This is a genomic window from Priestia megaterium, assembly GCF_009497655.1.
Taxonomy (GTDB): Bacteria; Bacillota; Bacilli; order Bacillales; family Bacillaceae_H; genus Priestia; species Priestia zanthoxyli.
Window position 1 is genome coordinate 3,774,316 of record NZ_CP023317.1, and the last position, 14,724, is coordinate 3,789,039.

Here is a 14,724-nt window from a genome sequence, read left to right on the forward strand (position 1 = left end):
TGCTTCCATCTCTATACGTTTCAGCTAAATTTTTCCGTACAAAAAAGCCTTTGATATGATCAAAGGCTTTTTATAGACAATACCATATGCTCTTCATCAATAAATTCACCATCTACTTGAAGAGCTCTTTTTTCATACGCATAAGAAGTAAAACCGAGGCTTTTGTATAGGGCTTTTGCCCCTTCATTTTTAGCAGCGACAGCTAGGTAGATTTGCAAAACATTCGTTTTGGAAAAAGCTTGTTCAACAGCGGCTTTTAACAGCTTCTTCCCAAGACCTTTCCCCCTTGCTTCAGGGGCTACGTACATGCCCCAAATATCTCCTTTATGCTGAACTTTTAAAGGCTTTTGCTGCTGAAACCCTACAATCCCTACAAGCTGGCTTTCCATAAAAGCTCCTACTACAAATTCTGATTGGCTGCTTGGAAAATAATTTCTGATATCAGCAATTTCTTTTTCATATTCTTCTTCATAACTTAAAATAAAACTTTCGGGATGATCTTTTAAAGCACGAAGACGGAGTTCAAAGTACACGTCAGCGTCTTCTTTTGCCAACAATCGTATATTCATCTTTTCACCTTAGTTTCTTATGTTTTAATTAGCTATTAAGGACTGTACACGCTAAATACTTCATTCCACCGATAAAGCTCATAATAATTTCCCGGCAGGTCTAAATCTGAAATGAGTACCTTGTCATTTTTCGTATCTTTTACGCGCGTTAAAAGATTTGCTTGTTTTCGATTTGTACGAATCCACATCGTTTGATTCGTTGCTTTATGATAAACAGGCGCGTAATCGCCTAAGCCTTTTTGCGGAAATGTGAACTGACTTTGCTTATTGGTCTTTACATTCATGCTATATAAAAAAGGCAGCGGCCTCTTTTTTTCATCATTCGACCACCCTGCTTCGGGCACACGTGAAATGATGATGTTATCTTTTTCTGTCCAAGTGAAATCCCAATCTGCGAAGCCTTTTGGCGTAAACACATGTTCTTTAAAAACGGGCATCTCTTTTAAAGTGAACTTTTTATTTTCGGTGGCAAATCTTCCTTCTCCATTAATAAATGCCAGTACTTGCTCTTCATTACTCCACTTAAACCAATTGGGTACATTAAGCATATCTCCCACCACTTGAAAAGCTTTTCCTTCTTTTGTAATGATGCACAGCTTATTTGCATCTGCAGACATCGAAGCCGTTGGAATAGCGATAAAACTAATCCATTGACCGTTAGGAGACCATTTAAAGCTGCTTGTTGTATACGCAAAAAATGAATCATTTTCTGCTGGCAGCGTCGTAAAAGCCTCTACTTTTTTCACATCTAACCCTGCATATTTGCTCACTGTATATAGCTTTACCGGTCCCCATCCCGTGGGCGCCAGCGCAGCAGCTGACGTAATTAAAAATCGATCTCCTTCCGGAAACCATGAAAACTGATCAACTCCTATGGCTACACGCTTCTTTTCATGCGTTTTAACGTTGTAATATACTAAGATTCCATTCGAAATATACGCAAGCTCCTCGGCAACCGGTGACCATTGATAATGAGTCACATCATGTTCAACAAGCAGCGGTTTTCCTTTTAACGGTGCAATCATTAAAGAATCATTTTCTGCATACGCAACTATATCTCCATGTGATGACCATTGAGGCATAGAGGCATGACGGGCATAGGATAACTGCCTTTCGGTACCGTTATCATATACCCATAGGTTTCCTTGCCGTATAAAACTGACCTTCACTGTATTGGCAGCATTTATTTGCATAGGGAACAACATAAGAAAAAGCAGACATAACGCTATTTTTTTCACCATGTTCACTCCTGTCTTTTTTTATAGCGTTACACAAATCTCCTCATCTCATCACATTTTTGAAAAAATAAAAAAGCGCAGCGGATAGCTGCGCTTTTTGTATATTATGATTTTGACTTAGATTTTGGTGATGGCTTTGTTTTAGCTTGTGCTGCATTATTGGCCGCATCTTTTTCTTTTAATAAACTCATACGTTTTTTCAAGTAGTAACCTTGTCCAATTCCGAATAAGTTACCAATTACCCAATATAGTGCAAGAGCAGATGGAAGTGAAATTCCCGCTACTAAGATGAAGATTGGCATAATGTTCATCATCATTTTCATTGGAGGTTGAATTTCATCCGTCATACTTACACGAATTTGTAAGAATGTCGTAATCGCTGCAACTACCGGTAAAATGAAGTAAGGATCTGGCTTTCCTAAACTTACCCATAAGAATGAATGCTGCGCAATTTCATGCGTTCGTGCAATGGCATTATAAAATGCGATAATAATAGGCATTTGAATAAAGATTGGCAAACATCCGCCAACCGGATTAATTTTATGCGTTTGGTAAAGCTGCATCATTTCTTTTTGCTGCTTTTGCTGTGTTTCAGGATCTTTTTTACCAGCATATTTCTTTTGAATCTTTTCCATCTCTGGACGAAGTGCTTGCATAGCCATCGTGCTCTTTTGCTGTTTTAAAATAAGCGGCAATAGAACTAAACGAATGATAACCGTCGCAATAATAATAGACAGACCATAGCTTCCGCCTGCCCACTCAGCAATTTTCGTTAATGCCATAGATAAAGGGTAAACAAAATAGTGATCCCAGAATCCGCCGCTTGTAGCCGTGACCGGTGTTTTTGTACTGCTACAGCCGGCTAGAGCTAAAAGAAGCGCTCCCATTAAACCAAGCAATAATAATTTTTTATTTCTTTTCATATTCTTTCCTCCTAATAATGACTAAATGTATGAAGTGTTTTTCAGAAGGAAAGGATCTTCTTCATCATTATTCTTCTCTTTAACTGGTGTTTTTCTATACACATGTATAAATACATTTCGTCTTTTCCATATTGTTAATACTGAAGGATCAATCCCTGCATTCACATGGTCGGTGACAGGTTCCGCATGAAAAGCCGTAAACCTAGCTTCACGAAGCATATAATAACAGAGGATGTATAAAACGAAAGCAGATAAATACGGCGCATATAGAAAAAGATCGTGATAAAATTCCATGTGCCAGCTCTCTTTCTGACTATAATAGTACAATCCAATATATGTAGTGTAGCATTTACGTTCCTGTTACACAACATCAACTTATCTCTTTGGCTGTTCTACGTATTACTTTTTAAAAAGTTTCATATTTAAGACACAAAATTTGCTCACCATAAAATATGATGAGCAAATCTAATACCATTCTCTATTCTCGTATGCTTAGCGCTGGTTCTCAGTCTTCTTTTAGTTTCATGAACCACGTAACGCCGAATGCTACACCCACAGAAATAATCATACCGATGATATAGTGAATTAAATTGCTCATACCAAGCGGTGCGGCGATTGCCATCATTGGAATACCTGTGAGTCCGTATGCATTGGCTACTACGTGCATAAGTACAACGTAGCCTCCCCCGGCTGCCCCGCCTATAGCCGCAGCAATAAATGGCTTGCGAAGCCGTAAATTGACGCCAAAGATAATCGGTTCTGTAATTCCTAAGAAAGAAGAAATAGCCGCCGGAATCGCAATTTTTTTCGTTTTGGCATTTTTCGTCTTAAAGTAAACAGCCAGCCCTGCTCCTCCTTGCGCTACATTCGCGCAGGCCCAAATAGGAAGTAAGAAGTTAACACCAATCTTCGGGTTAGCAAGCAGCCCTGCTTCAATAGCATGAAAACTATGCTGCAGGCCTGTTAATACAATGGTTGAATATAAGCCACCAAACAAAATTCCTGCAAACACTCCGGCTACATCGTATAGAGACTGAAGGCTAATGGAAATTAAATCTCCAATATAGCGGCCGAAAGGACCAATAAACACAAGTGACACAAAGCCTGTAATAATAACAGTTAAAAAAGGCGTAACAAGTAAATCAACCGAATTCGGCACAATTTTCCGGAGTCCCTTTTCAATTTTGCTCATGACGTAGATAGCCAATAAAATCGGAACGACCGTACCTTGATAGCCAATCAGTGGAATACTTAAGCCAAACAAATCCATATATTCTGGCTTAGCATCTGCTAGTGTCCACGGATTTAATAACATCGGATGCGTTAAGATCCCTCCGATAACCGCTCCAAGATAAGGGTTCGAACCAAATTCTTTTGCAGCTGAAAACCCAATTAAAATCGGTAAAATGATAAATGCTGCGCCTGAGAACATATCCAACAACACAAACAACGCGCTATCTTCTGAGACCCAGTGGAACGCTTTCATCATTCCGAGCAGCCCCATTAGTAAACCACTGGCTACAATGGCTGGAATAATCGGAACAAAAATATTTGAAAGCATGCGGGCAAAGCGAGCAAATGGGTTCATTTTCTTTTTCATTTCTTCTTGATGATCCACTGGAGCAGCAGCCTCTTCAGCGCCTAATTCTTTAACAAAAGCAGCGTAAATTTTATTAACGAGACCGGTTCCAAAAATGATTTGAAACTGTCCTGAATTTGAAAAAGCCCCTTTTACATCTTCTATTTCATCCAAACCTTTTTGATCGATTTTGCTTTCATCTCGAATAACGAGGCGCAAACGCGTAGCACAGTGCTGCGCACTAGCAATATTTTCTTTTCCTCCTAAAAGCGGAACAAGTTTTTTAGCAATTTCTTTTACATCCATCTTACTTCCTCCTTTTTGTATGTCATAAAAAAAGCAAGACCTAAAATACACTTATAAAAGACATAGTTGTCCTTCATGCGCATTCTAGGTCTTGCCTGCTTTACCAGTCACAATCCCGATTATTCAATTAATACGCTTTCATTGTACTCAAAGCAGCAATATTCGTCAATGCTTTTTTCTACATTCTTTGCTCTATTCGGCAAATGTGAAGCGTGATGTAGCCTAACTCCGCTTCTGGAAAATTAATGTCGTACTCATCTTTGACAAATTGCTTTATCGTTTCAGCACATTGATACGATTTTTTATATTTGACTTTTAATACGTCGAGCATCTCTTCATCCATCTCATGAAAAGGTTCATTTTGCGCTAAACGATTTAACGCAAAGCGCAAGTGAGTCAGCAGACGCTGATAGGACATGCTGTTTTCATCAATCTCCATATTCAGCTCTTTTTTTATAATCGTAACCATTTCATTAATAATCGTTGTATTCATCATGAGCTGCTGCATTCCTGGTGAATTCAGTTTCGCCGTATGAATATGAAGCGCAATATATCCCGCTTCATCAATCGGCATCGTGATGTCTAACCTCTTTTTGATATGCTGAAGAGCCCACACTCCTATTGCATACTCAGGCTGATAGAGTGATTTAATTTCATTAAGCAATTTATTTTGGATGGAAATTCCGCGGGCTATCCTTTCGACAGCAAAGGATAAATGATCGCTCAAAGCAATATGCACATGATGACTTAGCGTAGCAGAAAGCTGCTGCTCAGCATACGAAATGATTTCTTCCGCCACTTGAATATGCTCTTCAGGAAGATTTTTTAATAGTTCTTGAAACTTTTCCTGTTCTTCTTTCATGACAAAGACTTTCTCCACTTTTGCAGCATTAATAAGATCATTTTTACCTTTTTGAAAAGCGATGCCGGGACCCATCGCAATCTTTTCAACTCCGCCTTCCTTAAAGACAACGGCGTTGTTATTTAACACTTTTAAAATCTTCAAATGCGCTCTCCTTTCTTAAAGGAAAAGGCCTTGCTTATTACTTCATCGTTACTTTTGCACAAGCAGTTTCGCCTTTTTGAACCGTCCCTTGAGCCAAAATTTCGAAACTTTCACTTGCATCACTATTTGTAACAACAATTGGTGTGATAATGCTTTTCGCTTTTTCTTGAATAAGCGCTAAATCAAATGTAATAAGAGGTGTTCCTACACTTACTTTGTCACCTTGTGTTACGTGAGCTTCGAATCCTTCGCCTTCCATTGCCACTGTTTCAAGGCCGATATGTATTAATACTTCTGTACCGGCTTCTGTTTTTAAGCCTACCGCATGTTTTGTATGAAAAAGCTGAACGACTTCCCCAGCAACGGGTGAAACAACTTGTCCTTCTGAAGGTTCGATTGCAAAACCGTCTCCCATCATCTTCTGTGCGAACACTGGATCTGGCACTTCGCTGATTGGCAGGATATTACCTGAAAGCGGAGCTAGAACGGTTGTTTCTTTTGATTTTGTCTTATTACCAAATAATTTTTTAAACATCTCAATCACCCTTTTTTAGATTGTACTTGTAGCATACCCCAATGATTCTGCAGAAAAACTTCTCCTATCCTGATGGTACATTAACATGGTCATTATTTAACCATGCTTTTTTTGTCTTGTAAATAAAAATGTATGCGTGTTTTCATAAGAAGTGCGTTCTCTATGCCGCACTTCATGTAACCCTTTATACATCTTTTGAAGGGTGGATATTAAATTTTAAACCTAAAAAAGAGGTTAAGACATAAACAAATGAATCCAATCTAAAGACGAATAACTCGTATACATGAGCCGAACCGCTTTTGACACCGCAGTTGATTTCCGTGCACGACTTCGCTTTCCGCGGGCGGATGCTGAGCCTCCTCGTCGCATACGCTCCTGTGGGGTCTCACCTATTCCGCTTTTCCCGCAGGAGTCTTCGGCTTGCCCTCCAATCAACTGCTAGAAAGACTTACAAACATGAAACCTACGTTCACCGTAACAAAAAAAACGAACCACTAATCAAACATCTTGATCAGTGGTTCGTTTTTCACTTCGTCTAAAATCCTTTTGTCCCAGCCTCTTGAGATTAGAACGTTGACGCAACTTCTTTTGCTTTTTCAGATGCTTTTGCTAGAATATTGTCTGCTTCTGCTGGCGTGTAAGCCATGCCTTCTGCAACAACCAGTTGGAAATCTTGAACACCAATGAATCCCATTACTGTACGTAAATAGCTTTGAGTAAATTCTAGCTCTGCCGCAGGGCCTTCTGAATACACGCCTCCACGAGCTTCTAGTAATACTACCTTTTTATCTGAAGCTAATCCTACTGGACCATTTTCAGTATATTTAAACGTTTTTCCTGCAATTAAAATGTTATCAATATATGCTTTCATTAGTGGAGGGAAACTTAAGTTCCACATTGGAGCTGAGAAAATAACTTTGTCAGCTTGTAAAAACTGCTCTACTAATTCACCCATACGCGTTACTTTTTCTAACTCAACAGCTGATAATTCTTCACCAGCTCCAGCTTTTCCCCATGCTGCTAAAACATCTCCATCGATGAATGGAACTGTTTCTTTATACAGATCAAGCGTTGTCACTGTATCAGTCGGGTTTGCTGTTTTATACTCATCTAAGAAAACCTGTGCTAAACGAGTTGAAAATGATGCTTCATCAACCTGTGGATTTACTTTTACATATAATACATTTGCCATAAATGTCATCTCCTAAAAAGTGTATATTATTATCAATTCGAGATATTACTAAACAAATTATCTTTAATTCGAGATTTATTATATAACGTCATTTTTTATGCGTCAACCTTTTCGCACAAAAAAACTCCGCAAGCGGAGTTTTATACACATTGAAATTCTCGAATTTGATTCACATCTACCCCAGCATACACCCAGAAAGATCCTGTCCAGCGATATCCTGCAACTGAGCGTCTGCCTACAAAGGTTGGGTAAAACCAGTAAGGTCGACCATTTCTCGGCCATATATAGGTGTATCGGTATAGGCATCCTGAAATAGCGCCTGGATCAACAGCATAAAGTGATGGACCTCCTGAACCTAGCTTTGGTGCAGGTGTAAAACCTGGCGGCGGACTTGAAGGCGGCTGCGCTCCTCCCTGCGGCGGAAACCCTTGGCCCCCTCCTCCAGGTGGCGATGGTGGAAAGCCTTGACCTCCTCCTCCAGGTGGCGGCGGCGGAAAGCCCTGACCTCCTCCTCCAGGTGGAAACGACGGAAACCCTTGGCCTCCTCCAGGTGGAAACAAATTTTGAAAACGTGGATCGTATTGATATGGATACATACGCACTCCCCCTTTATAATGCTTGCTACGTTACAATATGCATCATAATGAAGATAGGTGAATGTCTACTTTTACCTTCTATAGACTAATTGAACGATGTCAAACTTGGTAAGCTTAAAGAGGAGCCTTATGGGAGAAAGTAATAAATCCAACACGGAAACTACTTGCGTGTTGGATCTGCTTGCGGAAAATACTTTTCAATAAAATTATACAGCCAAAATACGGTAATCAAAATAGGCGCTATCAGAAAAGGATGTTGAACCCACATTTTCACCAGTACCTTTTCAAATGACGGAATCGATTTTAACACTTGAAATAACGAGCTTCCGCTAAAAATAACGCTCGTTCCTATCAATAAAAAAGACAGCGAGTTAAATTGATCTATCCACATACTCATAGAGATATAAAAACTAACACTCGTTCCTATGCCCCCCATTATTCCGCTTAAAATACTTTTTACCGAAAAAGGAATCCCCACAAACCATCCGGCTCCTAGTCCTGCACACCCTGCTAAAATGCTAGAAAAAAGCAGCGGCTGCTCAAGCCAGAGACATGCATTCACTCCAACCACTAAGGTAACATGTATTCCTACGTGAAGGGAAATTCTTTTGCCAACAGGCTCTGAAACATAATGATGGTAGCGCCCGCTATAAAAAATTGTCCACCATAATAATAAAAATGCTGTCAAACTTGCCCCTATAATCATAAACACACCTCTCTACGTTATGATTCTATTAATCTCTATCTATTATTTTCCTAATATCCTGTGTCTCTTATTCGGTAATCTACCCCATGCCTTCCATACGTTCATCAGTAAGAAAGTAGACTATGACTGTTTACTTGTAGGGAGCTAAGAAGTTGAATGTCTGCATGTAGAAAAAGATAGTGTAGAACACTTTCTCTTACCTTTACTATTATTCATATGTATAGCTTGCTAGATTTAGTCCTCGCAGTTTAGAATTTTTCAGTCGTTCATATGAAACTATTTGCCCCTTTCTTTCGTTATATATATACACGTTTCTTTATCTTTTCACGTGCAAAAAAAGATAAATTCCTATAGTATGTTTTCATATTAACCTTTAAGGAGATAAAGAAGATGAATTGAATCAATCCTTACAAATAGAGTTTTTAGAAAAAAGAAATTGTTATCATTTCTCCTATTTATGTTATAGAATAATTCATGTATAATAAAAGGCTGTATGGTAACGCAGCTTGCGACATATCTTTTCTTACTTTTAGCAAGTCTATATTCAAAGCAAAAACTGCAAAGCGGGGTTAGTGCGACTCTTCATTAATCGACTTTGCATTAAAAACCAGCATTTTTCTTTTATCATAAAGAAAGAATGAGATTTAATAGTGACAGGTGAATAATATGGGTGAAAATCAAAGAAATGTTAGTAGATTTGACTGGAACTTGGCTTTCCTAATCTTCCTATTGTTTTGCGTAAGCGTTGTGGCAATCCATAGTGCTGAAAAAATTGGGCAGTATGATAAGAACTTCGTAGCGCAACAAGTTGTTTTTTATATTATTGGAATGGTGATTATAGGATTTGTCATGCGTTTTGACTCCGATCAGCTTCAAAAGCTAACGTGGGTTTTTTATGGATTTGGGAACTTTTTATTGCTTCTTTTACTAGTGGCTCCTTCAAGTATTGCCAGAGAAATTAACGGGGCAAAAAGTTGGTTCACACTTCCCGGCTTCTCGTTGCAGCCATCAGAGTTTATGAAAGTGTTTTTGATTATCACACTGAGTACGGTCATTGTTAAACACAATGAAAAATATCGTATCCGAACAGTAAGAGAAGACTTTTTACTGCTTGGTAAACTAGGCGCTGTACTTGCTTTACCTTTATTGTTAATCATGCAGCAGCCTGACTTAGGTACCGCTCTTGTGTTCTTAGCAATCACAGTTGGACTTGTATTTGTTTCAGGCGTAAGCTGGAAAATCATCGCGCCTGCATTTTTAGGTATTACAGCGGTTGGTTCTGTTATTTTGGGACTTGTTGTTTATGCACCTAACTTATTAGAAAAGTATTTAGGGGTTAAGCAATACCAATTTGGACGTATTTATTCTTGGCTTGATCCTGAGTCGTATAGTTCCGGAGAGGGCTATCATTTAAAGAAATCGTTAGATGCGATTGGGTCAGGAATGGTAAACGGTAAAGGGATCGGAAATGGAGTTGTCTATTTGCCAGAAGGACAGACCGACTTTATTTTTGCGGTTATTGGAGAAGAGTTTGGCTTTATAGGCGCCAGCATTGTTATTAGTCTTTTCTTCGTACTCGTTTATTACTTGATCAAGCTAGGGCTTGAAACAAAAAATGAATTCAATTCTTACTTATGTGTAGGCGTTATTTCAATGCTTACGTTCCACGTATTTCAAAATATCGGTATGACCATTCAAGTCTTACCTATTACCGGAATTCCACTTCCTTTTATTTCATATGGAGGTAGTTCACTGATGGGGAACATGTTTGCAATGGGTCTGATGTTTGGAATCTCATGGCATCACAAACGCTATATGTTTGGAAATGATTAAAGAGAGACAATGGTCTCTCTTTTTTCTTTTATCTCCCTATTAAGCATGCTACAATAAAGAAAACGCTTTCAAAATCTGTTTTAAAAGGAGTAGATATGCATGCTTGATTACCAATATCGTCGCAAAGCCTATGCTATTTTGTTAAAACAGACATCCGCACCTTCATCTACAACTTCTTTTTCCACCTGGCTCATACAGCTACTAAAACGAAACAAGTAAAAAAGGTGTGCTACTGCACACCTTTTTTACTTGTTCGACAGCGACGTTAAGCCAATCTGCCTAACGATTTTTTTACTGTCTTCATTTAATCCTTTTACAATAACCTTTTTATTCAATCGCTCATACTTATCGATAATTTTTGAGATGCCGATCACGGCCGATTGATCCCATATATGAGAAGAACTAAAATCAATAATGATGGTATCTGGGTCTGTTTCATACTGAAATTCATCCATAAAGAAACTGATGGTAGCAAAAAATAATTGCCCTGAAACCCTGTATTGCTTCATATTGCCTTCTTTTTGTGAAGTTGTTTTGATTTTAGCCATCTTCCAGCCAAATACAATCGTACTTAAAACAATACCTACCATTACTCCTAATGCTAAGTTATGTGTAAACAATACGATAACCACCGTAACAACCATTACAATGGCATCCGATAGCGGATATTTCGTTAAGTCTTTAAGGGACTGCCAATCAAATGTACCGGCAGCTACCATAAACATAACGCCTACAAGAGCAGCCATTGGAATTTGTTTAACAACATCGCCAAGCACCATAATTAAGAACAATAAAAAGACTCCGGCGACTAAGGTAGATAACCTTCCACGTCCCCCTGATTTTACATTAATCATAGATTGTCCAATCATGGCACAGCCAGCCATTCCTCCAAAGAAACCTGTTACAATATTAGCAATGCCTTGACCGCGCGCTTCTTTATTTTTATTCGAAGGCGTATCTGTAATTTCGTCCAGTACCGTTGCCGTTAGCATAGATTCAAGTAGGCCTACAATCGCCAAAGGAAGCGAATAAGGTAAAATGATGAGCAGTGTCTCCACTGATAAATCAACCTTTGGAAAGTGAAGAACCGGCAATGAACGCGTAATATTCCCCATATCTCCTACCGTTTTTAAATCTAAATGAAAGACAATCGCTACAATCGTCATCAAGACAATCGCAACAAGCGGAGATGGTATTGCCTTGGTCATGAGCGGAAATAAGTAGACGATGAGCAGCGTTCCGGCTACCATTGCGTACATCATCCAATTTGCTCCTTCAAAATGCGGAAGCTGTGCGGTAAAAATCAAAATACCGAGCGCATTTACAAAGCCAATCATCACTGTTTGAGGAAGAAACGATAAAAACCTTCCTACTTTCAAAACACCAAGTAAAATTTGAATAATTCCGGTTAAAACAGTAGCTGCAAATAAATACTCAATGCCATGATCTTTGACTAAGTTAATCATCAATAAAGACATTGCTCCTGTTGCAGCTGAAATCATAGCTGGTCTTCCACCTGTAAAAGCAATCACAATTGCCATACAAAAAGATGCATACAGACCAACCATAGGATCGACACCGGCGATAATGGAAAAAGCAAGGGCTTCTGGAATAAGCGCAAGAGCAACTGTCATCCCTGACAAAATGTCTGCTCGAACATTTGAAAACCACTGCTGTTTAATACTTGCCATCATGATGGTTTATCACCTCTTATGAATTTTTTATACGATTTTCGACTTTCACGAAAATCAAGGCCGTTTTTAACGTATCAAATCGTACCATACAATTTCCTATTTGGAAACAATTAATTTTCGCAAATAAAAAGACGAGAAGCTTGATTGCTTCTCGTCTTTTTATTTGTTACGCGGCAGCATTTCGCTTCCATTCAGCAAATAAATGAAATTATGTTCATTCATTAATTGCTGCTTCAAGCGCAACAACAATCATATCGTTGAACGTCGTTTGACGTTCTTCTGACGTTGTTTCTTCACCAGTGAAGATGTGATCACTTACTGTTAAAACCGACAAAGCATTACGGCCGTATTTAGCCGCTAGCGTATACAGAGCCGTCGTTTCCATTTCAACTGCCAATACGCCGTGAGCTGCTAATTTTTCTAGCTGGCCGTCTTCATTGTAAAATTGATCAGATGTAAATACACTTCCTACTTTTAACTGAAGGCCTTTTTCAACACCTGCATCGTAAGCGCGCTTTAATAAATCAAAGTTAGCTGTCGGTGCGTAGTCAATAGGACCAAATTTAACGCGGTTCATTTGTGAATCACTTGACGAAGACATGGCTAAAATAACGTCACGTACTTTTACATCTTTTTGGATTGCTCCGCATGTACCCACGCGAATTAGGTTTTGAACACCATATTCATTCATTAGTTCATTTACATAAATAGCAATCGATGGTACACCCATTCCCGTTCCTTGAACAGAAACGCGCTTTCCTTTATATGTTCCTGTAAATCCAAGCATACCGCGCACTTCGTTATAGCAAGTTACATCTTCTAAAAACGTTTCTGCAATGTATTTTGCACGAAGTGGATCACCTGGAAGTAAAATTGTTTCTGCAATATCACCTTGTTTTGCCCCAATATGTACGCTCATTTCGTACCTCCTATATGTAAAAAATCTTACGCTTTCACTATACCATATTGTATCCCTTGCATGTCTATTTACTTCTAACATTATGCGTCAAAAATAAAAAGACATACTGCCCAAAAAATGGCGTAGTATGTCTTTTTATATAAGGGTACGCTAATAGCGCAAGGGATTTACTAACTTTAGCTGAGGTGATATGTATGGGGAAAAAACATCGCAACCGAATTAATTCGCCTAAAAAGAATAATCACATTCCAAAAGAAGCAATTATAGCAGAACATGAAGCCCATGGAGATGAATATTCAGCAACAAACCGAAAAAATGGCCCTGGTCATCATACTCGTGATTACTAAGAGTCAACATATAAATAAAAAGCGGCCAGATAGGTCGCTTTTACCTTATGTTTAACGTACATGCAGGCGATTCACTTTTTGCCATCCGTCTGTCCATAGCTTGTAGTAATACTTCCCTCGAGTACCTTCATCAATTAACAAAATATCGCCTGTGCTAATAAATCTCGCATCACAATCTTTTGGCAAATTATCAGCAATATTAAACATCTGAAATACTTGTGTTGCAGCGTCTTGATGATCGAATGCTGTAATCGTTAGACGATGGACAGGCTTATATCCGCGCTTTTCGCCTTTTTCTTCTGTTTGCATAATGGTTACATCATATTCTGTGCTAATATTAAATTGTTTTTTTATTGTGGTCCACACACTCAACATTCTTCCCTCCACCCAAAAGCAAGTATTTACTCTTTTACGTTATGTATTCTTATATAATTAGTGATAAAATCCGAAAATCCTTTATCGAATCAAAACGTTTTTTGTCGAAATTACTAGTTTCTCCTTATTAAACATGTACATAAAATATTTGTTTCCCATTTTATCATTAGTTGTTTTTGAATGGATGAATCAATAGACCTACTTAAACAAAATGAAATATTAACGAAAAAAATGTAACCATTGCTCCTATTTTTGGTTATATAGGCGCTTAGAAAGGAGGTAGACTCCTAATGACCAAGCAAGTCCTACACAATATCCTGCTAGTATATCCGTTAAAAAGTGTACGCCTAAATACAAACGGCTAAATCCAATTAATAAAATAATAATAGCAATTACGCATGCAGCTGCCGTTTTAATAGCCCTGCTTCTTGTATACATCCATATTAACAAAAGCACTCCGCTGTAAAACGCCATTGAGTTCATGGCATGTCCGCTCGGAAAACTATAGTGAGAGGCGGGAACGACTTGACTCCAATCAGGTCTTGGTCTTGCAAAAATCTCCTTCAATCCCCAATTTAAAGCGCGAACTCCCCAAAAAACAAGCGTGATATATAAAGCGAGCAATCCTTTTCGTTTATAAAGAAGAAATACTATAATGGCAAACCATATTGGCGCAGTGACATACCAAGATCCTACAGTTGTTATAAATATGATGATGGGTGTTAACGTATCCGTCCTCCATCCTTCAATGGTATGAAGTACATTAAAGTCAAGCTGTTTCACCCAAGGTGTATTAAACGTAAATAAAATGAGTAAAAAGAAAGCTAAAAGCGATACAATAAATAGAGAATATTTTGTAGTGCGATTTACCATTTTTTATTTCCTCCAACCTATTAAAAGAAAAAG

16 protein-coding genes are annotated in these 14,724 nt (G+C 38.5%); 2 read left to right on the forward strand and 14 right to left on the reverse strand.

The window, feature by feature from the left end; all coding sequences use genetic code 11:
• Positions 1-59: 59 nt before the first annotated feature.
• The 10 genes from CEQ83_RS19360 to CEQ83_RS19410 form a co-directional block, all read right to left on the reverse strand.
• Positions 60-569 carry a GNAT family N-acetyltransferase gene (locus CEQ83_RS19360; RefSeq protein WP_033579864.1) on the reverse strand — a complete coding sequence of 170 codons (510 nt, stop codon included), beginning with the start codon at positions 567-569 and terminating at the stop codon, positions 60-62.
• Positions 570-604: 35 nt separating this feature from the next.
• Positions 605-1,810: a TolB family protein gene (locus CEQ83_RS19365; protein ID WP_034328202.1), complete on the reverse strand. Its 1,206-nt coding sequence runs from the start codon at positions 1,808-1,810 to the stop codon at positions 605-607.
• Positions 1,811-1,911: 101 nt separating this feature from the next.
• Positions 1,912-2,730 (reverse strand): membrane protein insertase YidC, encoded by an 819-nt coding sequence (gene yidC, locus CEQ83_RS19370; protein WP_014458568.1) that lies wholly within the window; start codon positions 2,728-2,730, stop codon positions 1,912-1,914.
• A 505-nt stretch (positions 2,731-3,235) separates the two neighbouring features.
• The gene (locus tag CEQ83_RS19380; RefSeq protein WP_014458566.1) at positions 3,236-4,615 is read right to left on the reverse strand and encodes a sucrose-specific PTS transporter subunit IIBC; all 1,380 of its coding nucleotides are present in this window, start codon (positions 4,613-4,615) and stop codon (positions 3,236-3,238) included.
• A 178-nt stretch (positions 4,616-4,793) separates the two neighbouring features.
• A complete protein-coding gene (locus tag CEQ83_RS19385) occupies positions 4,794-5,621 on the reverse strand; it encodes a PRD domain-containing protein (RefSeq protein ID WP_155017474.1) in 828 nt (275 codons plus the stop codon).
• A 37-nt stretch (positions 5,622-5,658) separates the two neighbouring features.
• A complete protein-coding gene (locus tag CEQ83_RS19390) occupies positions 5,659-6,156 on the reverse strand; it encodes a PTS sugar transporter subunit IIA (protein WP_098999610.1) in 498 nt (165 codons plus the stop codon).
• Between the two features lie 234 nt (positions 6,157-6,390).
• Positions 6,391-6,591 carry a hypothetical protein gene (locus CEQ83_RS19395; RefSeq protein WP_099331239.1) on the reverse strand — a complete coding sequence of 67 codons (201 nt, stop codon included), beginning with the start codon at positions 6,589-6,591 and terminating at the stop codon, positions 6,391-6,393.
• A gap of 130 nt (positions 6,592-6,721) precedes the next feature.
• Positions 6,722-7,348: an FMN-dependent NADH-azoreductase gene (locus CEQ83_RS19400; protein WP_014458563.1), complete on the reverse strand. Its 627-nt coding sequence runs from the start codon at positions 7,346-7,348 to the stop codon at positions 6,722-6,724.
• Positions 7,349-7,488: 140 nt separating this feature from the next.
• Entirely contained in the window at positions 7,489-7,944 is a 456-nt protein-coding gene (locus CEQ83_RS19405) for a hypothetical protein (RefSeq protein WP_028415107.1), read from the reverse strand.
• Between the two features lie 160 nt (positions 7,945-8,104).
• A complete protein-coding gene (locus CEQ83_RS19410; RefSeq protein WP_028415108.1) occupies positions 8,105-8,650 on the reverse strand; it encodes a hypothetical protein in 546 nt (181 codons plus the stop codon).
• 666 nt (positions 8,651-9,316) lie between these two features.
• On the opposite strand from CEQ83_RS19410, the gene CEQ83_RS19415 reads away from it, so the two are divergent.
• Positions 9,317-10,483 carry an FtsW/RodA/SpoVE family cell cycle protein gene (locus tag CEQ83_RS19415; RefSeq protein ID WP_014458560.1) on the forward strand — a complete coding sequence of 389 codons (1,167 nt, stop codon included), beginning with the start codon at positions 9,317-9,319 and terminating at the stop codon, positions 10,481-10,483.
• A 245-nt stretch (positions 10,484-10,728) separates the two neighbouring features.
• Here the strand turns inward: CEQ83_RS19415 and CEQ83_RS19420 are convergent, their stop codons facing one another.
• Positions 10,729-12,177: a SulP family inorganic anion transporter gene (locus CEQ83_RS19420; RefSeq protein ID WP_028415109.1), complete on the reverse strand. Its 1,449-nt coding sequence runs from the start codon at positions 12,175-12,177 to the stop codon at positions 10,729-10,731.
• A gap of 214 nt (positions 12,178-12,391) precedes the next feature.
• The gene (gene deoD, locus CEQ83_RS19425) at positions 12,392-13,096 is read right to left on the reverse strand and encodes a purine-nucleoside phosphorylase (RefSeq protein ID WP_013058711.1); all 705 of its coding nucleotides are present in this window, start codon (positions 13,094-13,096) and stop codon (positions 12,392-12,394) included.
• A gap of 194 nt (positions 13,097-13,290) precedes the next feature.
• Here deoD and CEQ83_RS27250 point away from each other — a divergent pair, with 194 nt between their 5' ends.
• A complete protein-coding gene (locus CEQ83_RS27250) occupies positions 13,291-13,443 on the forward strand; it encodes a hypothetical protein (RefSeq protein WP_013058712.1) in 153 nt (50 codons plus the stop codon).
• Positions 13,444-13,494: 51 nt separating this feature from the next.
• Here the strand turns inward: CEQ83_RS27250 and CEQ83_RS19430 are convergent, their stop codons facing one another.
• Both CEQ83_RS19430 and CEQ83_RS19435 read right to left on the reverse strand, forming a co-directional pair.
• Positions 13,495-13,818: a hypothetical protein gene (locus tag CEQ83_RS19430; protein ID WP_013058713.1), complete on the reverse strand. Its 324-nt coding sequence runs from the start codon at positions 13,816-13,818 to the stop codon at positions 13,495-13,497.
• Positions 13,819-14,064: 246 nt separating this feature from the next.
• Complete coding sequence (locus CEQ83_RS19435; RefSeq protein WP_028415110.1) at positions 14,065-14,691, reverse strand: phosphatase PAP2 family protein; 627 nt, start codon at positions 14,689-14,691, stop codon at positions 14,065-14,067.
• Positions 14,692-14,724: the final 33 nt, after the last annotated feature.

Bases quoted from the DNA above. Each gene is read 5' to 3' on its own strand.
- CEQ83_RS19360 (WP_033579864.1), bottom strand. From the start codon at position 569: ATGAATATACGATTGTTGGCAAAAGAAGACGCTGACGTGTACTTTGAA.
- CEQ83_RS19365 (WP_034328202.1), bottom strand. From the start codon at position 1,810: ATGGTGAAAAAAATAGCGTTATGTCTGCTTTTTCTTATGTTGTTCCCT.
- yidC (WP_014458568.1), bottom strand. From the start codon at position 2,730: ATGAAAAGAAATAAAAAATTATTATTGCTTGGTTTAATGGGAGCGCTT.
- CEQ83_RS19380 (WP_014458566.1), bottom strand. From the start codon at position 4,615: ATGGATGTAAAAGAAATTGCTAAAAAACTTGTTCCGCTTTTAGGAGGA.
- CEQ83_RS19390 (WP_098999610.1), bottom strand. From the start codon at position 6,156: ATGTTTAAAAAATTATTTGGTAATAAGACAAAATCAAAAGAAACAACC.
- CEQ83_RS19400 (WP_014458563.1), bottom strand. From the start codon at position 7,348: ATGGCAAATGTATTATATGTAAAAGTAAATCCACAGGTTGATGAAGCA.
- CEQ83_RS19405 (WP_028415107.1), bottom strand. From the start codon at position 7,944: ATGTATCCATATCAATACGATCCACGTTTTCAAAATTTGTTTCCACCT.
- CEQ83_RS19410 (WP_028415108.1), bottom strand. From the start codon at position 8,650: ATGATTATAGGGGCAAGTTTGACAGCATTTTTATTATTATGGTGGACA.
- CEQ83_RS19415 (WP_014458560.1), top strand. From the start codon at position 9,317: ATGGGTGAAAATCAAAGAAATGTTAGTAGATTTGACTGGAACTTGGCT.
- CEQ83_RS19420 (WP_028415109.1), bottom strand. From the start codon at position 12,177: ATGATGGCAAGTATTAAACAGCAGTGGTTTTCAAATGTTCGAGCAGAC.
- deoD (WP_013058711.1), bottom strand. From the start codon at position 13,096: ATGAGCGTACATATTGGGGCAAAACAAGGTGATATTGCAGAAACAATT.
- CEQ83_RS27250 (WP_013058712.1), top strand. From the start codon at position 13,291: ATGGGGAAAAAACATCGCAACCGAATTAATTCGCCTAAAAAGAATAAT.
- CEQ83_RS19430 (WP_013058713.1), bottom strand. From the start codon at position 13,818: ATGTTGAGTGTGTGGACCACAATAAAAAAACAATTTAATATTAGCACA.
- CEQ83_RS19435 (WP_028415110.1), bottom strand. From the start codon at position 14,691: ATGGTAAATCGCACTACAAAATATTCTCTATTTATTGTATCGCTTTTA.